Consider the following 25,036-nt stretch of genomic DNA (forward strand, 5'->3'; position numbering starts at 1 on the left):
CAAGTCGTAGGATAAATTATGATTTCAGGAATTTTAGCGTCACCCGGTATCGCATTTGGTCAAACCCTTCTCCTCAAAGAAGAACCTATCATCATTAGCCAACGTAAGATCCAAAGTGATGAAATTGAAAATCAAATCGAACGCTTTAAAGACGGTCGTAACAAATCTGCACAACAACTAGAAATTATTAAAGAGCGTGCTGAAAAGAACCTTGGTGCGGATAAAGCCGAAATCTTTGAAGGCCATATCATGTTGCTAGAAGATGAAGAGTTAGAACAAGAAATTGTTACTCTTATCAAAAGTGACAAAAAAACCGCTGAAGCTGCGGTTCAATCTGTTATTGAAGATCAAGCAACCGCATTAGAAGCGTTAGATGACGAATATCTAAAAGAACGTGCAGCTGACGTTCGTGATATTGGAAAACGCTTAATGCGCAATATCTTAGAGATGCCAATTATCGATTTAAGTGCTATCTCAGAAAAAGTTATTTTAGTTGCAACTGACCTTACCCCTTCTGAAACTGCGCAATTAAGCTTAGACAACGTATTAGGTTTTATCACTGACTTAGGTGGCAGAACGTCTCACACATCTATCATGGCTCGTTCATTAGAAATTCCAGCTATCGTGGGAACATCTAATGCGACACAAACCATTAAAAAAGACGATTATCTTGTTCTTGATGCGATTAATAACAAAATCATTATTAATCCATCAGATGAGGAACTCGAAGCATTAAAAGCTATCAAAGAAGAGTATCTACACGAAAAAGAAGAATTAGCAAAACTCAAAGACTTACCTGCTATTACACTTGATGGGCATCAAGTCGAAGTTTGCGCTAATATTGGTACAGTTCGAGATGTTGCTGGTGCTGAACGTAACGGTGCTGAAGGTGTTGGTCTGTATCGTACAGAGTTCTTATTTATGGATAGAGACTCTTTACCAACAGAAGATGAGCAATTCCAAGCCTATAAAGCGGTAGCTGAAGCTGTAGGAAGCCCAGCGGTCATTATTCGTACTATGGATATTGGTGGCGATAAAGACTTACCTTACATGAACCTACCAAAAGAAGAGAACCCATTCTTAGGCTGGCGTGCAATTCGTATTTGTCTTGACCGTAAAGAGATCCTTCATCCACAATTACGTGCTATCTTAAGAGCATCTGCTTTTGGTAAACTACGCATTATGTTTCCAATGATTATCTCTGTTGAAGAGATCCGTGCATTGAAAGCAGAACTTGAAATACTGAAAAGCCAGCTTCGTGAAGAAAAGAAAGCTTTTGATGAATCTATTGAAGTCGGTGTGATGGTAGAAACCCCAGCCGCAGCAGTGATGGCTCGTCATATGGCAAAAGAAGTTGACTTTTTTAGTATTGGGACTAACGATCTAACACAATATACTCTGGCTGTAGACCGTGGAAATGAGCTGATATCTCATCTATATAATCCAATGTCACCTGCAGTACTCAACCTGATAAAACAGGTGATTGATGCATCACATGCTGAAGGTAAATGGACTGGAATGTGTGGTGAACTTGCTGGAGATGAACGAGCAACATTGCTCCTTCTCGGCATGGGATTAGATGAGTTTAGTATGAGTGCGATTTCAATTCCTCGCATCAAAAAAGTGATCCGTAATGCGAATTACGATGATGCAAGAGCACTAGCAGAGCAAGCACTTGCTCAGCCAACTGCAAAAGAATTGATGGACTTAGTAGAAACTTTTACTAAAGAAAAGACACTATGCTAATCGCATTAGCCAGAGCCCGGTCCCAACTACAATAATTAGGAGAAGATTCATGGGTCTGTTTGATAAATTAAAATCACTGGTTTCAGAGGAAAAGAAAGGCAGTGGCACGATTGATATTGTTGCACCACTTTCTGGTGAAATCGTCAATATCGAAGATGTTCCTGATGTTGTTTTCGCTGAAAAAATCGTAGGTGACGGTATTGCTATCAAACCTGCTGGTAATAAAATTGTTGCGCCAGTCGATGGTACTATCGGTAAAATTTTCGAGACTAACCATGCTTTCTCTATTGAGTCTGACAACGGTATCGAGTTGTTTGTCCACTTCGGTATCGACACTGTTGAACTGAAAGGTGAAGGGTTTAAACGTATCGCTGAAGAAGGTCAGCAAGTAAAAGTAGGTGATACGATTTTAGAATTTGACTTAGCTGTATTAGAAGAAAAAGCAAAATCAGTTCTAACTCCGGTTGTTATCTCTAATATGGATGAAATTCAAGGTTTAACCAAAATGACAGGCCCAGTTACTGTTGGTGAAACCGTTATTATTCAGATTAAAAAATAATCTTCTGTGATGTTCTCTATTTAAACCGCCACCAATAATGTGGCGGTTTTTATATTTAAAAAACACAAACTAAAAACTAAAAACTAAAAACTACTCTAACTCATTCGACAATGTTCTTACTCTAAATAATTCAAGGTGTAGCTAGGCGACAAGTGAATAAGTCCCTAGGAGCATACATTAGTATGTGACTAGGGTGAGTGAACGTAGTCAACAACGCTATAACTTGAAGTATGACGCGTAAAATGCTCTAAATAATTCAAGGTGTAGCTAGGCGGCAAGTGAATAAGTCCCTAGGAGCATACATTAGTATGTGACTAGGGTGAGTGAACGCAGTCAACAACGCTATAACTTGAATTATGACGAGAAAACGCCCGTAGATAAATAACGATCGCCTCTATCACACACAATCGCAACAATCACCGCACCAGGATTCTCTTTTGCAACGCGCAGAGCGCCAGCAACAGCCCCTCCAGAACTTACGCCACAGAAGATACCCTCTTGGCTAGCTAACTGGCGCATCGTCTCTTCTGCTTCGATTTGAGACATATCTATCACACTATCCACCAGCTCTTTTTTAAAGATACCCGGCAAGTAAGCTGGTGACCAACGACGAATACCTGGAATTTGGCTTTTTTCTTCAGGCTGAAGGCCTATCACTTGCACACTATTAGATTGTGTTTTTAAGTAACTTCCCACACCTGTGATTGTACCCGTTGTTCCCATACTCGAAACAAAATGCGTAATACGACCTTGTGTTTGTTGCCAAATTTCAGGGCCTGTTGACATAAAATGTGCTCTTGGATTATCGGGGTTATTAAATTGGTCTAATACCTTACCTTCGCCCTGTTGTTCCATTTGTTGTGCGAGATCTCGCGCACCTTCCATACCGATTTCACGACTCACTAAAATCAATTCTGCGCCATAAGCTTGCATTGATGCTTGACGCTCTTTACTCATATTCTCAGGCATTAGCAGCTTTAAACGGTAACCTTTTACCGCCGCAATCATCGCTAAGGCAATCCCCGTATTACCACTGGTTGCTTCAATCAACGTATCACCTGGCTTTATTTCACCGCGTAATTCCGCTTGTTCAATCATCGATAATGCAGCTCTGTCTTTTACTGAACCTGCGGGATTATTACCTTCAAGCTTAACCCATATTTCAGCGTCTACCTCTTGTGTAAGTCGTTGTAGTTTTACTAATGGTGTATTACCAATAAATTGTTCTAACCCTGCCACAATAAGTCCCTGCTCATTTGTTTGTCTGTATTAATGAAGAAATCACATTTAACTTATTAACGCAATAACATTAACGTAATTCGATAAGTCTCTACACTTTCGTAAAAACCAAAACACCCACGCTAAAAATAAGCATGGGTGAGAAATAATAAAAGGCTATGCTATTAATAAAATTAAGCGGTATAAGCTAACGATACTGTATTTAAGGGAGTATCTCCCGTATATAAACGGGCTTGAGCACCTCCCATATAATAGGTATTTCCTTTTGCTGGCGCCGAAGAAATATCATTCCAAATTGCAGTAATAGGTGTTTCACTCCATCCTAATGGCTGTAAAATTAACTGCCAATAATGCCCTTTGGGTGATACCTCAATAACCTTAACGGGTAATCTGCAAACACTATTGGCATGTGCACTTAATGCAATTTCCCACGGACGTAAGAACACATCTACCGAACCTTGATAAAGCGGTGTCACAGATAATGGCAAGTGATATCCCCCGATCTGTAATTGAGCGCCATTAATTTCACCTTTTAGGTGGTTCACATCACCTAAAAATTCTAAAACAAAGCGACTTTTTGGTGATTGCCACACTTCTTGTGGTGTTCCTACTTGCTCTATTTTGCCATTTCCCATAATCACAATGCGATCAGCTACTTCCATCGCTTCTTGTTGATCATGAGTGACGAAGACACTGGTAAATTTAAGCTCTTCATGCAATTCACGTAACCAACGGCGTAATTCGGTTCTCACCTTGGCATCTAAAGCACCAAAAGGCTCATCTAATAACAAAATTTGAGGTTCAACGGCCAATGCTCTTGCTAAGGCTACACGCTGTTTCTGTCCGCCTGACAATTGTGCAGGATAACGTTGAGCTAAATGAGGCAATTGGATCATCTCTAATAACTGCTCAACTTTTTTATGAATTGCGTCTTTGCTAGGGCGCTCACGACGGGGCAATACGGTTAAACCAAAAGCGATATTCTCAAATACGGTCATATGACGAAACAATGCATAATGCTGAAAAACAAAACCGACTTTGCGATCTCTCGCATGTAATCGGCTAACATCCTGCCCTTCGAAACGAATACTTCCTTGGGTTTGATGTTCAAGACCTGCAATAATACGTAAAAGTGTCGTTTTCCCCGATCCTGAAGGCCCTAACAGCGCCACCATTTCACCTGAAGCCACATCAAGACTGACATCATGCAACACTTCAGTGCGATCAAAATATTTTGTGACACTATTAATTTCAATACTCATATTTTGCCTCTACTTTTGTGTAAATAATGATGTCATTGCTGACGAGCTAAGTGCCATTGCAATGCACTTTTAAACATTAAAGTGAATATTGCCATCATGGCGAGTAATGCAGCCGCCGTAAATGCACCAACGGTATTGTAATCTTGATGAAGTAATTCCACTTGTAACGGTAGTGAATAGGTTTCGCCACGAATAGCACCAGACACCACAGAAACCGCACCAAATTCACCAATTGCTCTAGCATTCGTTAATACAACACCATAGAGCAATGCCCAGCGAATATTAGGCAACGTCACTCGCCAAAACATCTTCCAACCACTCGCTCCTAATAACACGGCGGCTTCATCTTCTTGGCTACCTTGGCTCATCATCACTGGCACCAGTTCTCTGACTACAAAAGGGCAAGTGACAAACACCGTAACTAATACCATTCCCGGCCATGAGAACATAAGCTGGATATCAAATTGCGATAACCACTGCCCAGCCCAGCCATTACTACCGTAAAAAAGCAGATAAAGTAATCCAGCAACCACTGGAGATACTGCAAATGGAATATCTATCAACGTCATTAACAGTTGACGCCCCGGAAAACGAAAGCGCGTGACAAGCCATGCCATACTGACACCGAACAACATATTGACAGGTACAGTGATTAGCGCGATGAGAACCGTTAACCAGACAGCATGTAACATATCGCTGTCTAATAAATTCTCAGTAAATATTTCAACGCCTTTTGAAAACGCGGTCATAAAGATCCACGCAATAGGCACAACTAAAAATAAAATGGATAACACAACGCCAGTAAAGATTAACCCCCACTTTACCCAATCAATTTGGCGACGATATACCGAGCGTTGTTGCATAATATCTGACATCAATGCCCCCTTAACCGTTGACCAAATCGGCTTTGTAATCCATTAATTGAAAACAGTAAGACTAATGAAACAAGTAAAATTACAGAAGCAACGGCACTTGCCGCAGGATAATCAAATTCTTGCAATCGAATAAAAATCATCAAAGAAACGACTTCTGTTTGCCATGCAATATTGCCAGCAATAAAAATAACGGCGCCAAACTCACCTAAACTGCGCGTAAAAGAGAGCGCGGTTCCCGCTATTAGTGCCGGTGATAACTCAGGTAATACAACCTTACGAAAAGTCTGCCAACGACTCGCTCCTAGCGTCTCAGCCGCTTCTTCATACTCAGGGCCTAACTCTTCAAGAACTGGCTGAACCGTTCTTACAACAAAAGGTAAACTGGTAAAAGCCATAGCAACGGCAATGCCAATCCATGTATTAATGACTTTTATATCAAATTTATCCAATACAAAACCGTACCAGCCTTGTGTTGAAAAAAGCGTTGCGAGTGTCAAACCAGCAACAGCCGTAGGTAAAGCGAAAGGCAAATCCATTAAACCATCAAGCAGTTGTCTACCTGGAAAACGGTAACGAGTAATGATCCACGCAAGCAACATACCGAAAATAGCATTAAAAATGCTGGCAACTGCCGCCGCTAATAGCGTGACTTTATAAGCGGCCACAATTTGTGGATGCGTGATTACTGCCCAATATTGAGCCCAACTCATATCAGAAAGTTGCACAACCAGCGCACTCATTGGTAACAGTAAGATCAAGCAGGTATAAAACAGTGTTCCACCTAAACTTAATCCAAATCCCGGTAAAACCCGTTTGCTGGTTGTGGTAAACATTATTGACGTCCTTGCGCTAATAACTTGTCAAGCATGCCATCTGTCGTGAAATGTGTTTTCATCACGTTATTCCAGTCACCAAATACTTCTTCAACCGTAAATAGTGACGTTTCTGGGAACTGTGCTATTTTTTCAGCCATGACCGCTTTATCATTTACGCGATAATTAAATTGCGTGATGATCTCTTGTGCTCTCGGGCTGTATAAATAGTTTAGATAAGCTTTTGCCAGTGCTTCGGTGTCGTTACGTTGAACATTTTTATCAATCCAAGCGACTGGAAATTCAGCTAAAATATCAACAGGTGGCACAATGACTTGATATTCATCTTCACCATATTGTTGACGAATATTATTAACTTCAGATTCAAAGCTTATTAATACATCTCCGAGTCCACGTTCAATAAAAGAAGTCGTTGCACCACGGCCTCCTGTATCAAACACCTCAACATTCTTGAGGAATTTCTTCATCGCTTCTTGTGTTTTCTCATCGTTACCATAAGCTTTTTCAAAAGCGCCCCACGCGGCTAAATAGGTATAGCGACCATTACCCGATGTTTTAGGATTAGGGAAAACCACTTTGACATCTTCACGGGTTAAATCTTCCCATGAAGTAATGTTCTTGGGATTTCCTTTGCGTACTAAATACGCCATGGTGGAATAATAAGGTGAACTATTATTAGGAAGACGTTGTTGCCAATCAGCAGGAATTAATTTGCCTTTATCATGCAAAATTTGCACATCAGTAACTTGGTTATAGGTCACTACATCCGCAGGTAAACCTTGCAATATTGCAAGTGCTTGCTTAGAAGAGCCTGCATGTGATTGTTTGATGGTGACTTTATCGTCAGGATGTTGTGCATCCCATTGCGTTTTAAAGTCGCTGTTTAGCTGTGTGAATAACTCTCTGGCGATATCATAAGAGCTATTAAGTAATTGAGCCGCCCCTGCATAACTACTAACCACCAAAGACAATGCTGCGGTTGCTTGTAATGCAAAGGTTCTGATCATGTTTTTCTTCATTAAAAGTACCCATCATTGTAAGTTTTATTCTAATGGTTACTCTATCGACTTTATTTATAACAGTGTAGTTAGCTTTTGTTATTTGATATAACTATAAGATATTAAAAATGAATAAAACTCAGGCTAATTAATTAAATTTGCATCAATTACTCTTTATATGAAAAAAATTCAGACAAAAATGCCCGCTTTTAAAGCAGGCATTTCATTAATAAAGCGTATTTAACACTAGATAATAATCACAGTGATTTTAATACTTCATAAGAAGGTGCGAAGTAATAACTTCCCGTTACAGGTTTACTCATACGTAATAGGTCATCATGTTTGCCGTCTAATTCACCAAACATGCTCAATAGTTGCTGCTCGATGTTATATAAACGACCACAGTAAGCTAAGAAATATAAACCATGTTTACCGCTTGCAGTACCGTAAGGCAGGCTGTGGCGTAAAATCGCTAGCTCTTCACCATCTTCTTCAATCACAACACGAGAAACATGAGATGTCACATTACGCTCAGATTCATCAAGTTCAACACTGTCTTTTTTAGTGCGACCGATCATTTTTTCTTGGTCTGATTCACTAAAACGAGCCCATTTTTTCAGGTTATGCTCATAACGTTGCACTAAAACATAACTACCACCAGCATCAATGCCGTCATTAATTAGTGCAACACCATAACGTTCATCATCCTGTGGATTTTCTGTGCCATCAATGAAACCACTTAAATCGCGCTCTTCTATCCAACGGAAACCATGAATTTCTTCTTCAACTTTGATTGCATCACCAAAAGCAGCAATTGCGGCTTGTGCTAGTGAGAAATTCACATCATGACGCATAGATTGGATATGAATAAGAAGATCGCGCTGTGTTGCAGGCGCTAAACCTTTACCTAGAGGGCGAAAAGGTTTGAGCTCTGGTGCGCTATTTTCATCGGAAAGTTTTTTCCAGAGATCAGAACCAAATGCAACAACTGCGCCTAGTGATGCATCAGGAAATTGCTTTTGTAAATCAGATAATGATTGCATGAATTTCTGACATCCTTCACGCAGAGCCTCTAATTCACCGACAACCATTGCTTCGATAAAAAGACCAAATTTACTATGTGCGACTAAAATGCCACTTTGTGCATGAGACATATTGCTTTCCTAATCAATAATCAAAACACCTAGAATGATGTTAATTATATCGAATATTTTTTTCTGAAGATTTGCCTTTTAACAAAAATCGGACAGTCTGATTATAAAATCTTCCTTGTTTTATAAGGAATAGCATAAGGAATAGCGTGAAGGCTATTTGTTCTGCCAAATAATTTGCGTTAACGTCCAGTTAGATAGAACTTCATCAGGTGGCATTAATCCATCAGGACCATCCCATTGACCACTAAAGACATAACTCACCGATTTAGCTTCTGTGGATTGACATAAAATAGTTCTCTGTTTTTCATCTTTAGAACCTTTGCTGCACACACCAAATGCTTTTTTATAGATATCTTTAAATGGTGTACCCATCGTTGTACCCCAATCTGTCGTAGCCTTGGCATCAAAGACTTCTATTTTCTCAACAGTGCCTTTTTCTTTGCCATAGAAAGCTACTTGAACTTTATTATCTTCAAGCGCTTGGACTACAACAATAATATCGCTACCTTGCATCTCCATGCCTTCACGATAATTGAAGCTACTCCCTAGCTCATTTTTTATTTCACTTTCTGCTATTTTGGTTGAGCTGGTAATATTTCCTAATCCATTGGCAGAAATTGTTAACGTATCATTTGAAAACCAATTCATCGGATTTAGTGCAGAAAAAGACATTCCTCCCATGGATGAACAGCCACTTAATAGCAAAACACTTGTGCTTAAACACAAGGGTAACCAAAACTTAGGCATCATTTATTTCTCCATTAAACTTTTTCGTCACACATTAAAATAGATATTGAGGTTATTAAGTACACCTTATCTTACTCTTTGTATCGTCTCAATCATCAGACTAAAACTGTCGCAATAAGTCAGCATAACAAAATATTTACTGATTTGATCTTAGATAACCACATGAAAAGAAAGCCTAGTTACGACCATCAACATAACATTTTGTTCCACAGAAAAGGCAATATCAGATTTTACGCATAAAATAAGAAGTACAAATGTAAGAATAGAAACAAAGAAAAAAGAGATAAGCATAAAGGGAAGAATAGAAAGGGAAGAGAAATAACCCCTAAAGATATCAGGGGTTTTAAACACAATTAAAGATCAAAATCCTGATCAACAATTAATCGTTTAGTATAAGTTGTGCTTTCTTGGTTTTGATCTTCATACAATAACTTCTCAAACATACAAATTGTTGCATCATTTTCTTCTGGTACAACTAATGTAATTTGAGGACACCCTTTCGCGATCAGCTTTTTCTCTAACCGAGAGATCAATGCATTCGCAATGCCTCTTCCTCGAAAATCTGGATGAACACCTAAATAGTATAAAGAACCACGATGACCATCATAGCCCCCCATCACACTACCCACGAGTTCACCCGCGACTTCGGCGATCAGAAACAAATCTGGTGAGTGGTTTATTTTTCTTTCAATATCAATTTCAGGATCGTTATCAGGCGATATCAAATCGCAACGCTCCCAAAGTGTAATAATTGCCTCAAAATCATCTTGGCGAAATACACGTATTTCCATGGTTTTGCCCATTATCGGTCACATAAATCTGAATTTATTATCGCTTGTTTAGTTTATGAATCAACTTGAAAATGAGAACATAGACAATATGGAGTTCTATTTTTAATAAATATGATAAAAATTGTAGGTTATTATGAATTTGCCTGATATTCATCGCGTTAAAGAATTTTTCTTATCACTACAAGATACGATTTGTCGCTCTCTTGAAAACATAGACCAAAAAGCCACTTTTCAGCAAGATAACTGGGAAAGAAAAGAAGGAGGCGGTGGTCGTACTCGCGTTTTAACCAATGGCGCTCTTTTTGAACAAGCTGGCGTCAATTTCTCGCATGTTTATGGCGACACATTACCGAAATCTGCCACTGCACATCGCCCTGAATTAGCAGGACGTCGTTTTCAAGCAATGGGTGTTTCATTAGTAATTCATCCTCTTAATCCTTATATTCCAACTTCTCATGCTAACGTGCGTTTTTTTATTGCTGAAAAAGAGGGAGAAGATCCTGTTTGGTGGTTTGGTGGTGGCTTTGACTTAACACCTTATTATGGGTTTGAAGAAGATGTTATTCATTGGCATAAAGTAGCTAAATCGGTTTGTACTCCTTTTAGTGAAGATTATTACCCTCGTTATAAAAAATGGTGTGATGATTATTTTTATATTAAACACCGCAATGAACCTCGTGGTGTAGGTGGCCTTTTCTTTGATGATTTAAATACTCCAGATTTTGACCATTGTTTCGAATTTGTCCAACAGGTTGGGCTTGGTTATCTTGATGCCTATTTGCCTATTGTTGAAAAGCGCAAATCAATGCCTTGGGGAGAGCGTGAACGCCAGTTCCAACTCTATCGCCGTGGCCGCTATGTTGAATTCAATTTAGTGTGGGATAGAGGTACATTATTTGGCTTACAAAGCGGCGGAAGAACAGAGTCCATTTTAATGTCGATGCCTCCCTTAGTCCGTTTTCAGTACAATTACTCGCCCGAACCGAATACCCCAGAAGCAAAGTTATACAGTGACTTTTTGATCCAAAAAGAGTGGGTATAAAATACTTCATTCATTGAGAGTAAAGCCACATTAAAAATGTGGCTTTACTAGAATCAAACGAGAAGTTTAATAACAAATATTTCCTAAAATCAATTAAACAAAAAAGCCAGTAAACCTGTCACTTTATTTTTGTTTTCCCACCCTTCTGCTCTCATACAGGTATTGAAATAGTCTTTACGTTCCCATTCATTAGCATCGGAAGGAAGAGATGCTCCTGCGCCTGAATTAGGAATATCTTTACCATTTATACTCATAGGAGCAAAAGAAGGCTGGCTTGAAGCCACATATCTCGCGGGATATCGCGCTTTAGCTTCTTGCATACACATATTCTTAGCAATATCTAACGGTGATGGATTTGTAGTTTTTGCTTCCCATTTTTCAGGTGTTGCACATGCAGAAAGCGTAAAAATTGATGCAATGATGATCGTTTTTTTCAAAGTAATAGCTCATTAAGACGAATGGGAATCAATTGCATTTTAGCTATTTTTTTAAAGAAATAATTAATTTTTTATGAAGCTTAATCTCATTGAATAATTATTGAGCATAAAAAACGACAAATTAAATGTTAAATAAGCTGTGACACCTCATTTAAGACAGTGATATCTATTTTTCATAATTTATCTCACTAAAATATATCAAAGCTCCCATCATGCAAGTATGTTGAAAAAATATAAAATTGAAAAATTTATCATTTTTCTTGTCTTAAACTAATCATGCGATCTAAGAAATAAGGAAGGTAAATAATGAGAAAATTACGTATTGGTATGGTCGGTTTAGGATCAATTGCACAAAAAGTTTATCTACCTATTTTAAGTAAAGCTTCTAAGTGGGAATTTATAGGCGCATTTTCACCTAATCAGGAAAAAGGGAATATAATTTGTGCCACTTATCGTATCCCTTTATTCACTAGCTTAAGTGCTTTAGCTCAACAGTGTGATGCGATATTTGTACATAGTACAACTTCAAGTCATTTCGAAGTTATAGACTATTTATTAAACGCAGGTGTACATGTTTATGTTGATAAACCCTTAACAGAACATATTCACCAATCTGAGGCACTTATTGAGCTTGCTGCCAAGAAAAATAAAAAAATCATGGTGGGTTTTAATCGCCGCTTTGCCCCCTTTTATCATCAGTTGAAACAAAATATTACCCACCTTTCTTCTTTAAGAATTGATAAACATCGATGTGATAGTGTCGGCCCTAAAGAGACTCGTTTTACCTTGTTTGATGACTATTTACATGTTGTTGATACGGCACTTTGGTTAGCAGGTTCAAACGCTAAATTATTAAGTGGTAGTATTATCCAAACAAAAGAAAATGCACTTTTTTATGCTGAACATCATTTAAAAATCAACGATTGCTGGATAACAACATCAATGCACAGAAAAGCAGGAAGCCAGCAAGAGCAGATTATTGCCGTTGATGAAGATGCAATCCATCAAATTACAAATATGAATTTATGGCGCAGTGAAAGCAGAAGTAGGCTCACTGAAAAACATCCAGAAAATTGGGACCCCATTTTATTACAACGAGGTTTTATTGGGGCGGTGGAACACTTTATTGAATGTGTTACGAATAATACAGAGCCATCGACAAGTGGAGAGCAAGCCATTGTTGCTCAACTCATGATAGAAAAAATGTTAGCTAATCAATAAATTCCAGGTATAAAAAAACTGAGTTCATTATAAATTGAACTCAGTTTTTATTTTTTGACGTTAAATTAACTTATTTCGATTTCTTCAAATGTGACATTAAACGCTTACGTTTACGCAACTGAGATTGTGTTAATTTATTTTTCTTATCCGCATAAGGGTTTTCACCCTCTTTAAATTGAATACGGATTGGCGTACCCATCACTTGCAGAGTACGGCGGAAATAGTTCATCAAATAGCGCTTATAGCTATCTGGTAAATCAGTGACCTGATTACCATGAATAACTACAACAGGTGGATTATAACCACCAGCATGTGCATATTTCATTTTTACACGACGTCCACGAACAATTGGTGGCTGATGATCATCTTCTGCCATCTTCATGATGCGAGTTAGCATAGAAGTTCCTACGCGACGCGTTGCACAGACATAGGCTTCTTGAATTGATTCAAAAAGATTACCCACGCCACTACCATGTAATGCAGAAATAAAGTGAACACGCGCAAAGTCAACAAAGCCTAGTTTAAGATCAAGCATGGCTTTTACTTGTTCGCGATCGTCTTGTGTCATGCCATCCCATTTATTAACAGCAATGACTAATGAACGACCTGCATTCAAGATATAACCTAATAATGAAAGATCCTGATCTGAAATACCTTCACGGGCATCAATAACCAGCAATGCAACGTTAGAGTCTTCAATGGCTTGTAATGTTTTGATAACAGAGAATTTTTCTACTGTTTCTTTTACTTTACCACGTTTACGAACACCCGCTGTATCGATGATGATATATTCTTTTTCATCACGTTCCATTGGAATATAGATACTGTCACGGGTTGTACCTGGCATATCGTAAACAACCACACGATCTTCACCAAGCATACGGTTTGTCAATGTTGATTTACCGACATTAGGACGACCAACAATCGCTAATTTTACCGGTAATGTAGAAGGATCAAAGTCGTCTTCTTCCTCTTCTAACGCTTGTGCTTCTTGTTCTGCTTCTAATGCAGCCCAATAAGCCGCATTTTCTTCTTCTTCAGTCAGCTCTAGCTCTTCTTCCACTACTTTACCCGTAATTGGTAAGAGTGCTTGTTCAATCAATTGAGCAACACCACGACCATGAGATGCAGCAATTGGGAAGATTTCGCCTAATCCTAAAGAGTAAAAATCAGCTAATGCAGTATCAATATCGATACCGTCAGTTTTATTCGCAACTAAATACGTTTTTTTCTCAACACCACGAAGGTGTTTTGCAATACCTTGGTCTGCTGGCATCAAGCCCGCACGAGCATCAACTAAAAACAGTACGATATCGGCTTCTTGAATAGCCTGTAGCGATTGTGATGCCATATGGGTTTCAACACCCTCTTCAGCACCATCAATACCACCGGTATCAATAATAATAAATTCTTCGCCTTCTAACTCTGCTCGACCATATTTACGGTCACGGGTGAGGCCTGGAAAATCGGCAACTAAAGCGTCTCTTGTGCGTGTTAGTCGATTAAATAACGTGGATTTACCCACGTTAGGGCGCCCTACTAAGGCAATAACGGGTATCATTTTTTGATGCCTCATAAAAATACAATCACAAACCTGATTGTATTTTACATGTAATTACTAGAAAGACGAAACGGCTCCTTTAAAGGAGCCGTAAAATAAATAGATTTGTCAGCAATTAATTACCGACTATAAAGATAAAGCTTACCGTCGCGAGCTTGGATCATCAGTTTATCTTGTACCGCTTGAGGGCGACTTAATAAGCCTGAACTGTTCACTTGGTTTTGTGCAATAAATTTACCTGTATTGGTATCAATCCAATGGAGATAACCTTCTGCATCACCAACCACTAAATAACCATCAAAAATAGCCGGAGCAGTTAAATTGCGATGCAATAAATCTTCTTGTGTCCATAATGTCACACCATCAGATTTACGAACAGATAAAACTCTGTCATTTTGGTCAACAAGGTAAAGATTATCACCCAACAGCACCATATCATTGACTGAGCCTAACTCACGTTTCCAAAGAATTTGTCCAGAACGCATATCAAGGCTAACTAAATTACCGTTATACGCCATTGCGTAAACAGTATTTTCATCAATAATCGGTGTGATATCCACATCATTTAATCGGCTAATTTCAGTAGAGCCTTTAATTTGTGAAATATTTTGTTGCCAAATCAACTGCCCTTGAGAAAGAACAACTGCACTGACACGGCCATTATCTGCACCAATAATAGCTGCGCCATAAGCAACAGCAGGTGCAGACTCGCCACGAAGAGATAATGATGGAGTATCTAAGTTAATAGTCCAAGAAATCTCACCACTTAACAAGTCGAGTCCTTGCAACATACCATTACTGGTATGAATAAGTACTAAACCATCACTAACAACAGGTTTTGAAATGGCTTCACCAGCAACATCTGCTTCCCAATCAATGGAGCCATCTTCAGTGTTCAGTGCGTATACTTTCGCTTTTTCAGTTCCCACAAAAACGCGAGTGCCTGAAACTGTTAACCCACCAGAAAGTAATGCGGACTCATTGGATGAAAGAAAACCTGTTTTAATAGAGAGATCTTGCGACCAAAGCTCTTTACCTGTTTCTACATCTAATGCTTTCACTAAACCATGGCGATCAGCGACATAAACAACTGCGCCATCCCATGTTGGTGACAAGTGAGAATAGTATTTACCAATACCATTTCCAACTGATTTGTCCCAAACAGCTCTAGGTGTAAATTGGCTTTGCACCTCAGGCAATGGAGACATTGTCACATTATCCTGTTCACTAGAACATCCTGCCAACAAAGCAGATGCTAGTAGACCAACCAGGAGAGTTTTACGCAGTTGCATGTCTGAAGATCCCTTTAATTGGATAAATTATTGAGTTTAAGTTCAACCAGTGAGCGAATAGCACCCGCATTTTCATCAGTTAATGCGCTACGATAAGCGGTTGTAGCACCCGTGTTATCGCCTTTTTTCGCTAAGACATCGCCACGGATATAATTTTTCATTCCATTCCATGCTTTGCCTTTCACTTGCTCTAACGAAACTAAAGCAGCATCTGTTTTATCTAATGCTAATTGTACACGAGCTAAACGAAGATTAAGCATATCTGCAAATGCGTCATTTTTTACTTTTGCCACAGCATTCGTTAGATGGCGTTCACCACTGACTAAATCATTAGCATCAATAGCGATTTGGGCTAGCTCTAATGAAGCTAAAGCGCCATAAATATCATTCGTTTCAGTAACAAATTTTTCAGCTAATGCAATATTTTCAGGCGTAGGCTTAGCAAGTGCCTCGCTGACTGTTGCAAAAGCACCTGCACTTTCTTGCAGACGATTTGTTTGATGTGATTGCCAATATTTCCAACCAAACACACCACCAAAACCAATAACAGCGGCTAAAACGATAGTTAAACCGTAGTTTTTAAAGAACTGTTTAATTGCATCAACTTGTTCGTTTTCGGTGCTATAAACTTCCACAAGTCTCTCCTTAACCTAATAACAGAGTCAATTGCTGAGCGAGCTCATTGCGAGCAACGATTGTTTGTTCCCCTGAACGCAAATCTTTCACTGCAACAGTGCCGGCATTAATTTCATCTTCGCCTAAAATCAGAGCAATTTTAGCGCCTTGTTTATCAGCACGCCCTAACTGCTTTTTAAAGTTACCATTACCATGATTCGTCATTAAACGTAATGTTGGTAATTGATCACGAATTTCTTCAGCCAGCATTAATGCTTCGCTTTGACTCTTTTCGCCAAATGAAGCAAGGTAAACATCAGCGACATTAGTATCTGCAACAAATTCAGGGTTAACCGCTTGAACTAATAAGATCATGCGTTCCATCCCCATAGCAAAACCAACTGCTGGTGTTGGGTGTCCACCAAGTTGCTTCACAAGGCCATCGTAACGGCCGCCCGCACACACGGTTCCCTGTGAACCTAATGCGCTAGTTACCCACTCAAAAACAGTACGGTTATAATAGTCTAAACCACGAACTAAACGCTGATTAACACGATATGTAATACCGACAGCATCCAATAAAGCACAAAGACCATCAAAGTGCGCTCTTGATTCGTCATCAAGATAATCGAAAAGTTCAGGCGCATCATTCAATAAAGTCTGAATTTCTGGATTTTTTGAGTCTAAAACACGTAATGGGTTAGAATACATACGACGTTTGCAGTCTTCATCTAACTTATCTACGTGCTGCTCTAAGAAAGCAACTAACGCTTCACGATATTTAGCACGCGCTTCTAATGAACCAATAGAGTTAAGTTCTAATGTTACGTGTTCTGCAATACCTAACGCTTTCCACCAACGCGCAGTTAGCATAATTAATTCCGCATCAATATCTGGGCCTTGTAGACCAAAGACCTCTGCACCTAACTGGTGGAATTGACGATAACGACCTTTTTGAGGGCGCTCATAACGGAACATTGGTCCTAAATACCATAAACGTTGTTCTTGGTTATAAAGCAAACCATGCTCGATACCCGCACGAACACAACCTGCTGTGTTTTCTGGGCGTAATGTCAGACTTTGAGCATCTTCGCCACGATCGGTAAAAGTATACATTTCTTTTTCAACAACATCGGTCACTTCACCAATTGCTCGCTGAAATAGAGGGGTATGCTCTACGATAGGTGTTCTGATTTCACTAAAGCCGTAACCCGCTAAAATTTGTTTTAGCGTATTTTCAATTTTCTGCCATACACGAGTGTCAGCAGGTAGATAGTCGTTCATACCACGAATGGCTTGGATTTTTTGTGCCACTTTTCTTCTCTAATAGTTATTAATTGATTGTTAGGCTGATTATAGAAGCGAAATCAATCAGTATTCAATGTGAAATCAATAGTAAAACTGGCTCATTGATTAATGAGCCAGTTTTTTGAGTATTATTTGTCCAGCTGATTTATATTTATACGCATACTATCATCAAGCATTGATGCTTTAGCTCGAATTTTCGCTTCTAATAAATCAATCATATTAACGTTATCAAGACGCTCTTTTTGTCTCACACCATCTTCATAAAAACCACTTCGTGTTTTAGCGCCAGTTACACCTAGCGTTGAAACTTCAGCTTCGCCTGGTCCATTAACAACACAACCAATAATAGAAACATCCATAGGTGTGATGATATCTTCCAAACGTTGCTCTAATTCGTTGACTGTTCCAATAACATCAAATTCTTGACGAGAACACGTTGGGCAAGCAATAAAGTTAATTCCGCGAGAACGAATACGTAAGGATTTGAGAATATCAAAACCGACTTTAACTTCTTCAACCGGATCTGCAGCTAATGAGATCCTTAATGTATCGCCGATACCTTCTGATAATAAGATCCCAAGACCAATCGCAGATTTAACAGATCCCGCTCTTGCACCACCCGCTTCGGTGATCCCAAGATGCAATGGTTGATCTATTTTTTTTGCTAGCAAACGGTAAGAATCAACAGCAAGGAAAACATCAGAAGCTTTTACACTGACTTTAAATTGTTCAAAATTCAGCTTATCAAGGATATCCACATGGCGCATCGCCGATTCAACTAACGCCTCAGGTGTTGGCTCTCCGTATTTCTCTTGAATATCTTTCTCAAGTGAACCGCCGTTTACGCCAATACGAATAGGAATATTGTTGTGACGGGCGCAATCAACAACTTGGCGAATGCGTTCTTCACTACCAATATTACCTGGATTGATACGTAAACAATCAACACCATATTCAGCGACTTTTAATGCGATACGGTAGTCAAAATGAATATCAGCGACTAAAGGCACATTAACTTGTTGCTTAATTAATTTGAATGCTTCCGCAGCATCCATTGTGGGTACAGAAACTCGAACAATATCCACCCCTACACGTTCCAGAGATTTTATCTGGCGAACAGTCGCTTCTACGTCTGTTGTTCGTGTATTCGTCATCGACTGTACCGCGATAGGAGCGCCATCGCCAACAGGTACATTGCCCACATAAATTCGTGTCGATTTGCGACGAATAATAGGTGATTCTTTATGCATTGATTAATTCTCCCATGCTTCCATGCTTGCTCAAAGGTGTAGTCAGATTAAGCGCTCGGTACTGTTATTTTCGCTATTTTCCCAGTAAAACGGCTTAAATCAACAGATTCACCATTAAACTGTAAGCGAGTAACAGAAGGTGCGCCTATTTTTAGTTTATAAGGTTGCTCACCATCAAATTCCAAACGATCACCCGCTTTCTTAATACCATTAAATAAGACTTTATTTTGAGCATTACGAACTTCTAACCAACATTCACCATCAAACATAAGAACCAATTGATTCGCAATAGCAGGAGCTTCCGATGAAGTAGATTCTTGCGTTGAATTTGCTCGAGAAGTTGTTGATGTTGTTAGTGGTGAGACTGGTAATGGAACCGTTCTCACTTCTGTTGGTACTGGTACTGTTGGTGCTGGTGACGTCGTTTCAGCCGTTGGTGATGTAGCGACATTATTCGCCTGATTATCAACTAATGGCGACGCAGGTACTTGTAAATTATCACCTTCAGATGTTGACGTATTATCTAAGGTTGCTAAAGGAGAATCTATCGTGTTGGTGTTTTCTTGTGTACTATTTTGCCCTACGTCTTGAGATGCCATAGAGACTAATTCTTGTTGATCCGCCTGATGACCTTGCCACCACCAAACACCTACTAATGCAATCATAACAATCAAAATCACCCAAGTGATTTTCATCAGCCAACCTTCACGTTTTTTATGACGTTTGCCTAATGAGTAATTTTGTGTGGTTGTCATTCTAATTTGTTTAACAGGCGCTTGTTGGTCGATAAAACCAAGGATGTCTTTTTCAGGAACACCAACGAGCTTGGCATAAGAACGCATATATCCGCGTAAAAATGTGGGTGCAATATCAGAAGAAACAGAATCTGTTTCAATGTCGCGCACTGTTGATAACTTCAAACAAAGTCGATCAGCAACAGTTTGTTGTGTTAGCCCTACTTTTTCTCGTGCCTGACGTAAAAGTTGACCTGCTGTTAATTTCACTTCTTCGGTTTTGTTTTCAGTATTCATTAGCAATCTAGGCACTGTGGCTATTGGATGTTTAACATTGATGAACTCGCAAAAGCACAAAGTACCTTAACGTATATCACCGCGAATTTTTTGATATTTTATTATCACTTTGCTGACAGACCAAATAATCTGGCGGTATATCCTCAATTAACACACTATTATTGTTTAATAGTTTTTGTTCACAAAGGAAATTACCATAAAGCCTTAATACATTAACATTTACTGGCTTCGAGTTCATCGCTAATTTGTAATAATCTAACGCTTGAATAGAATTTCCTAATAACTGCGATGTTAATGCCATTCCTAAATTTGCATCAGGATGATTTGGCATCACTGATAACACTTTTTGGAAATGATATTGCGCTATTTGATATTGTCTTTCAGCTAAATAAGCATCACCTAATTGTAAACGTGTAGACACTGCAACACGTTCTTGATTGGCTGATGATTGACAACCAAGTGTCAATAGCATCAAGCCAATAGTTATAACTACTGATGATATCCTTATCATCGTTTTATTCCTCAAATATATTCATCCTTGTTCTCTCTACATTGTAATTATGTAATACACTTCACAAAGAAAGAGATATCCAACTGTATCAGACTGCTTTTACTGAAATTAGTTCACCTTGTTGGCGTTTTTTCAGTGTACGTTTTGTACGGTCAATAACATCACCTGCTAATTGTCCACAAGCCGCATCAATATCATCGCCACGGGTTTTACGTACAATCGTCGTAAAGCCATATTCCATTAATACTTTAGAGAAACGGTCAATACGGCTATTAGAACTACGTCCATATGGCGCACCTGGGAACGGGTTCCATGGAATTAAGTTAATTTTACACGGCGTGTCTTTTAAAAGCTCAGCTAATTGGTGTGCTTGGTCTGTGCTGTCATTAATATGATCAAGCATGACATATTCAATAGTCACTCGCCCTTGGTTCGCGTTTGATTTAGCAATATAACGGCGAACACCTTCAAGAAACATTTCAATATTGTATTTCTTGTTAATTGGAACGATTTCATCACGAATTTCATCAGTTGGTGCATGCAATGAAATAGCTAAAGCCACGTCCACAGCATCACCTAATTTATCTAATGCAGGTACAACACCTGATGTAGAGACAGTGACACGACGTTTAGATAGACCAAAACCAAAATCATCCATCATGATTTCAAGTGCTGGAATAACATTATTTAAATTTAGTAATGGCTCACCCATTCCCATCATCACGACATTAGTAATAGGACGACGGCCTGTCTCTTTTAATGAGCCGATAATTTTAGCTGCACGCCAAACTTGCCCAATAATTTCAGACACTTTCAAGTTACGGTTAAAACCTTGCTGTGCAGTTGAACAGAACTTGCACTCTAAAGCACAACCCACTTGTGAAGAAACACATAATGTTGCGCGATCATCTTCTGGAATGTACACAGTTTCTACTTGTTGATCGCCAACTTTAATTGCCCACTTAATCGTGCCATCTGTTGAACGTTGTTCTTCAGAAACTTCAGGTGCTTTAATTTCAGCAATTTCTTTTAATTTATTGCGTAACACCTTGTTGATATCTGTCATTTGATCAAAATCGTCATAACAGTAGTGGTACATCCACTTCATAATTTGGTCAGCACGGAAAGGTTTTTCGCCCATAGAGACAAAAAGCTCACGCATCTGTTTACGATTTAAATCTAACAGATTAATTTTAGTTTTTTGATTCACAGTATTTTCTTTAGAAACAGCGACAGAAGCGCTTGGCGCTGGAGTGGTAGATTGGGTCATGACATTGCCTCGTTGTTACACTATGCGGCCTGCATTAGCATTGATGCTAATGGGATACTTATATATTTGTATAATAAACAATAATAAAAAACGCCCTGTTAATTATCAAACAGGGCGTCGCATTGTACTGTTTTTCGCGTAGAGATGCTAATAAATTAGCGCGCGCAAACTTCGTTTTCAGTGAAGAAGTATGCGATTTCACGAGCAGCAGAAGCTTCTGAATCTGAACCGTGTACCGCGTTTTCAGTAAAGCTATCAGCGTAGTCAGCACGTAATGTACCTGCTAATGCGTTGTCTGGGTTAGTTGCGCCCATCAGATCACGGTGACGTTGAATCGCATTTTCACCTTCTAACACTTGAACCATGATTGGACCAGAAGTCATAAATTCAACTAGACCGTCAAAGAAAGGGCGGCCTTTGTGTTCTTCATAAAAGCCTTCAGCTTGTTCGCGCGTTAAATGCAACATTTTAGCGCCAATGATGCTAAAACCTGCACTTTCAAAACGGTGATAGATAGCGCCGATAACATTTTTTTTCACTGCGTTTGGTTTGATAATAGAAAATGTGCGCTGAATAGCCATGTCTTACCTCTAAATTATTTTATTAATGATAACTTTTGTTATTTCTTTTATCGCAGATCATGGAAAAACGAATCAAAAACCGCATTCCCTGCAAAAAATAGGGCTCGATTATAGGAGGATAAAAATAAATTGCACAGATTGAATATCCTTTTTTTTAAGAAACTGTGGCAAAAAAGTTATAAATTATCGATCTAATCACATTTTTGACGTATTCCATGTTCAAACTTGAAAATAAAAATAAAAAAGAACCGAAATGACACTCGATAAATAGTCTAATTATCTTTATTAAAAAACCTATTTTAGTGAAAAATCTCTCAGTTCTCATTTATTCCATTGATTTAGTTTAACGAAATATAAAATTAACCATATCCGTTTGACCACTTAGATCAAGCACAGAAAGTTGATATTTACCTCGTTTCTCTAATAAATAAGAGAATGTTTCTCCGTTTTCTGTTTTACCTATTTGCTCACCATTTAAAAACCACCATTGCATACCACTTCCTCCTTGCGTAGAAACTGTTATTTCGAGATTAGTTTCACCAGGTAATGGCCTTAATAAATCACCCGCACGAATACCCGAGATAAACAAGGGAATAATATCTTCTTTAATTGGTGGGCAAGTTTCAGAAATCGGTGGCAGTCGTTTTGCTCTGCGCTCTTTTTCAGGCAACCATGCTTCTAATGCTATCGGCCATAAAGCAATATCTTTTAACTCTGCATTAGGACAATTAGGCCCAGTGCGTTTACCTTCATCATCTAACCAAATTTTTTCGTTGATCCCCAAAATACCTTCTTGGCTATCATTCAATAAAGTTGGCGGAATAGTGTTATCTAAGATCCAGCTTCGACGACTAACTCGACAGTTACTATCTTCTTTAGGTAATGCCTTACCTGTCGGCCAACAGATTGTTGCTGCTGTTACACTATTAGGACGTAAATCAGTAGGTGGTCTTTGTTTATTTTGATAGAAATAGCCAGTTAATAAGTTATTGACCTGATTCATAATAGGGACAGCCGTTGCAAAGCCAAATTGCCCTGCAACAGGTGTTCCATCAGGTCTGCCCACCCAAACACCAATGGTGTAGCGAGCATTCACACCGATAGACCACGCATCCCGATAGCCATAACTTGTCCCTGTTTTCCAAGCTAAAGGAACAACGGGTGAAATTGCACTATCTGGGCGAGGTCTGGCTTCTCCGGCTAATATGCGTCTGACAATCCATGCCGCACCTTGTGACATCAACACTCGGTTTTCTATTATTTGTTCCGGCTTAAAACGCAACGGTGCTGTTTTTCCTTGCCTTGCTAATGCACTGAAGGCGGAAACGAGCTCATCCATTCGTGTTGCAGTTCCTCCTAAGATCAGCGCTAAATTTGGCTCTGAACCATAAGGAAAGCGCATTTCAAGATGGTTATGACGCAATTTCGCTGCAAATTTCTTTGCACCATACACTTCGATAAGTTGTACTGCTGGCAAATTCAAAGAACGACTTAGTGCTTCACTGGCACTGACCGCACCATTAAAATCAGAGTCAAAATTACCAGGACGATAATTATCAAATCGACGAGGAACATCTTGTAAGAGTGATTCTGCATGAATAAGCCCTTCATCTAATGCGAGTGCATAAATAAATGGCTTTAATGTTGAACCTGGCGAACGCCATGCGCTAATCATATCGACATGACCAAAGCGCGAATTGTCATTAAAATCAGCAGAACCAACATACCCTTTCACACTCATATCCGTATGATCAACAACTAGGATGGCTAAGGATGTTTTATCCGCTAATTGATACTTCCATTGATTCGCAATATCTTCGAGTTGTCGTTGAATATTGATATCAATCGTGGTGGTAATAACAGGCTCTCGCTTTTCGTTATACATACGGCGAGCCAGCAGTGGTGCTAATTGCGGTGTTTGCCTTGGCGCTAATAAAACCTGCTCTTCTTTGATTTCATCAACTTTTTCTTGTGGCCATATTTGATACTCAGCCAATCTATCTAATACTTTATCTCTGGCAGCTTGAGCACGTTCAGGATATCTATCTGGTCGTAAACGACTTGGTGCTTGTGGCAATACAGTCATTAATGTCGCCTCTCCCGCAGATAAATCAGCGGGTGATTTGCCTAAATAAGCCCAACTTGCAGCACCAATGCCCTCTAACGTACCGCCAAAGGGTGCTCTATTGAGGTAAATTTCCAGAATTTCATCTTTTGAGTAATACCACTCTAATTGCAAGGTGCGCCAAAGCTGTTTGATTTTTCCCCCTAAAGTACGGGAGTGAGGATCAATAAGGCGAGCCACTTGCATTGATAATGTGCTTCCGCCTGACACAATTCTTCCTGAACTTAGATCTTGCCACGCCGCACGTAATATCGCCATCGGGTTAACACCAGGATGCTGATAAAACCAGCGATCTTCATAAGTGATTAAAGCTTCTAAATATTCAGGAGAGACATCAGCGAGTTTGACATGATAACGCCATACCCCTTCTTTATCGGCAAAGCGCCAAAGAGGAGTACCATCTTGCGCTGTAACAATCGTCGCAATTTGAGGTTCAGGATCAGGGAGAGGCCAAATTTTATCTGCGATCCAGACTAAAATTGGCGTTGTTAGCAAAAAAATAATGATAACAGCAATAAGCCGTTTATATCCTAGTTTCATTCAATCACTCAAAGGAAAAAGCCCTTTCCGAAGAAAGGGCTACAAGAT

The 25,036-nt window shown here is 39.2% G+C and carries 23 protein-coding genes; 4 read left to right on the forward strand and 19 right to left on the reverse strand.

Translation table 11 applies throughout. The features are described 5' to 3' along the window. The first annotated feature begins 18 nt into the window (after positions 1 to 18). A complete protein-coding gene (gene ptsI, locus ACNART_RS10205; RefSeq protein WP_198619741.1) occupies positions 19 to 1,746 on the forward strand; it encodes a phosphoenolpyruvate-protein phosphotransferase PtsI in 1,728 nt (575 codons plus the stop codon). A 49-nt stretch (positions 1,747 to 1,795) separates the two neighbouring features. After that, entirely contained in the window at positions 1,796 to 2,305 is a 510-nt protein-coding gene (crr, locus tag ACNART_RS10210; RefSeq protein ID WP_036935451.1) for a PTS glucose transporter subunit IIA, read from the forward strand. Between the two features lie 354 nt (positions 2,306 to 2,659). Here the strand turns inward: crr and cysM are convergent, their stop codons facing one another. From cysM to ACNART_RS10250, 8 genes are all read right to left on the reverse strand, one after another. Beyond that, positions 2,660 to 3,544 (reverse strand): cysteine synthase CysM, encoded by an 885-nt coding sequence (cysM, locus tag ACNART_RS10215; RefSeq protein ID WP_198625812.1) that lies wholly within the window; start codon positions 3,542 to 3,544, stop codon positions 2,660 to 2,662. Between the two features lie 173 nt (positions 3,545 to 3,717). Continuing rightward, positions 3,718 to 4,806: a sulfate/thiosulfate ABC transporter ATP-binding protein CysA gene (gene cysA, locus ACNART_RS10220; protein ID WP_198619739.1), complete on the reverse strand. Its 1,089-nt coding sequence runs from the start codon at positions 4,804 to 4,806 to the stop codon at positions 3,718 to 3,720. A gap of 32 nt (positions 4,807 to 4,838) precedes the next feature. Beyond that, a complete protein-coding gene (cysW, locus tag ACNART_RS10225) occupies positions 4,839 to 5,681 on the reverse strand; it encodes a sulfate/thiosulfate ABC transporter permease CysW (protein WP_196534097.1) in 843 nt (280 codons plus the stop codon). Further along, positions 5,681 to 6,514, reverse strand: a complete 834-nt coding sequence (gene cysT, locus ACNART_RS10230) for a sulfate/thiosulfate ABC transporter permease CysT (RefSeq protein WP_072068681.1) — start codon at positions 6,512 to 6,514, stop codon at positions 5,681 to 5,683. The genes cysW and cysT overlap by 1 nt, the downstream gene beginning before the upstream one ends. After that, entirely contained in the window at positions 6,514 to 7,533 is a 1,020-nt protein-coding gene (gene cysP / locus ACNART_RS10235; protein WP_198619737.1) for a thiosulfate ABC transporter substrate-binding protein CysP, read from the reverse strand. The genes cysT and cysP overlap by 1 nt, the downstream gene beginning before the upstream one ends. 236 nt (positions 7,534 to 7,769) lie before the next feature. After that, positions 7,770 to 8,666 (reverse strand): Dyp-type peroxidase, encoded by an 897-nt coding sequence (locus ACNART_RS10240; RefSeq protein WP_109370951.1) that lies wholly within the window; start codon positions 8,664 to 8,666, stop codon positions 7,770 to 7,772. A gap of 153 nt (positions 8,667 to 8,819) precedes the next feature. Then, positions 8,820 to 9,416 (reverse strand): RpoE-regulated lipoprotein, encoded by a 597-nt coding sequence (locus tag ACNART_RS10245; RefSeq protein WP_232797508.1) that lies wholly within the window; start codon positions 9,414 to 9,416, stop codon positions 8,820 to 8,822. A 350-nt stretch (positions 9,417 to 9,766) separates the two neighbouring features. Further along, complete coding sequence (locus ACNART_RS10250; protein WP_109371471.1) at positions 9,767 to 10,204, reverse strand: GNAT family acetyltransferase; 438 nt, start codon at positions 10,202 to 10,204, stop codon at positions 9,767 to 9,769. Positions 10,205 to 10,337: 133 nt separating this feature from the next. Here ACNART_RS10250 and hemF point away from each other — a divergent pair, with 133 nt between their 5' ends. Continuing rightward, a complete protein-coding gene (gene hemF / locus ACNART_RS10255; RefSeq protein WP_198619736.1) occupies positions 10,338 to 11,246 on the forward strand; it encodes an oxygen-dependent coproporphyrinogen oxidase in 909 nt (302 codons plus the stop codon). Between the two features lie 89 nt (positions 11,247 to 11,335). On the opposite strand, the gene ACNART_RS10260 is transcribed toward hemF, so the two are convergent. Further along, positions 11,336 to 11,683 (reverse strand): hypothetical protein, encoded by a 348-nt coding sequence (locus tag ACNART_RS10260; protein ID WP_232797509.1) that lies wholly within the window; start codon positions 11,681 to 11,683, stop codon positions 11,336 to 11,338. 306 nt (positions 11,684 to 11,989) lie between these two features. On the opposite strand from ACNART_RS10260, the gene ACNART_RS10265 reads away from it, so the two are divergent. After that, a complete protein-coding gene (locus ACNART_RS10265) occupies positions 11,990 to 12,904 on the forward strand; it encodes a Gfo/Idh/MocA family protein (RefSeq protein WP_349442987.1) in 915 nt (304 codons plus the stop codon). A 70-nt stretch (positions 12,905 to 12,974) separates the two neighbouring features. Here ACNART_RS10265 and der read toward each other — a convergent pair whose 3' ends face one another. The 10 genes from der to pbpC all read right to left on the reverse strand — a co-directional run bounded on the left by der (position 12,975) and on the right by pbpC (position 24,988). Beyond that, on the reverse strand, positions 12,975 to 14,465 hold the full coding sequence (gene der, locus ACNART_RS10270; protein WP_098942308.1) for a ribosome biogenesis GTPase Der: 1,491 nt from the start codon (positions 14,463 to 14,465) through the stop codon (positions 12,975 to 12,977). Positions 14,466 to 14,584: 119 nt separating this feature from the next. Continuing rightward, positions 14,585 to 15,757, reverse strand: a complete 1,173-nt coding sequence (gene bamB / locus ACNART_RS10275) for an outer membrane protein assembly factor BamB (protein WP_109370955.1) — start codon at positions 15,755 to 15,757, stop codon at positions 14,585 to 14,587. 14 nt (positions 15,758 to 15,771) lie between these two features. Next, positions 15,772 to 16,392 (reverse strand): YfgM family protein, encoded by a 621-nt coding sequence (locus tag ACNART_RS10280; RefSeq protein ID WP_109370956.1) that lies wholly within the window; start codon positions 16,390 to 16,392, stop codon positions 15,772 to 15,774. Positions 16,393 to 16,402: 10 nt separating this feature from the next. Next, positions 16,403 to 17,686 carry a histidine--tRNA ligase gene (gene hisS, locus ACNART_RS10285; protein WP_368927704.1) on the reverse strand — a complete coding sequence of 428 codons (1,284 nt, stop codon included), beginning with the start codon at positions 17,684 to 17,686 and terminating at the stop codon, positions 16,403 to 16,405. Between the two features lie 122 nt (positions 17,687 to 17,808). Next, complete coding sequence (gene ispG, locus ACNART_RS10290; RefSeq protein ID WP_196534106.1) at positions 17,809 to 18,930, reverse strand: flavodoxin-dependent (E)-4-hydroxy-3-methylbut-2-enyl-diphosphate synthase; 1,122 nt, start codon at positions 18,928 to 18,930, stop codon at positions 17,809 to 17,811. Positions 18,931 to 18,977: 47 nt separating this feature from the next. Then, entirely contained in the window at positions 18,978 to 19,961 is a 984-nt protein-coding gene (gene rodZ, locus ACNART_RS10295; RefSeq protein ID WP_198619734.1) for a cytoskeleton protein RodZ, read from the reverse strand. 76 nt (positions 19,962 to 20,037) lie between these two features. Then, entirely contained in the window at positions 20,038 to 20,472 is a 435-nt protein-coding gene (locus ACNART_RS10300) for a hypothetical protein (protein ID WP_198619733.1), read from the reverse strand. Positions 20,473 to 20,560: 88 nt separating this feature from the next. Further along, positions 20,561 to 21,742, reverse strand: coding sequence for a bifunctional tRNA (adenosine(37)-C2)-methyltransferase TrmG/ribosomal RNA large subunit methyltransferase RlmN (locus tag ACNART_RS10305; RefSeq protein WP_023581631.1), 1,182 nt, complete (start codon positions 21,740 to 21,742; stop codon positions 20,561 to 20,563). Positions 21,743 to 21,897: 155 nt separating this feature from the next. Further along, positions 21,898 to 22,323: a nucleoside-diphosphate kinase gene (gene ndk / locus ACNART_RS10310; RefSeq protein WP_023581630.1), complete on the reverse strand. Its 426-nt coding sequence runs from the start codon at positions 22,321 to 22,323 to the stop codon at positions 21,898 to 21,900. A 343-nt stretch (positions 22,324 to 22,666) separates the two neighbouring features. Beyond that, on the reverse strand, positions 22,667 to 24,988 hold the full coding sequence (gene pbpC, locus ACNART_RS10315) for a peptidoglycan glycosyltransferase PbpC (RefSeq protein WP_198629839.1): 2,322 nt from the start codon (positions 24,986 to 24,988) through the stop codon (positions 22,667 to 22,669). Positions 24,989 to 25,036 lie beyond the last annotated feature (48 nt).

The organism is Proteus sp. LHD240705, from assembly GCF_047921555.1.
GTDB lineage: Bacteria > Pseudomonadota > Gammaproteobacteria > Enterobacterales > Enterobacteriaceae > Proteus.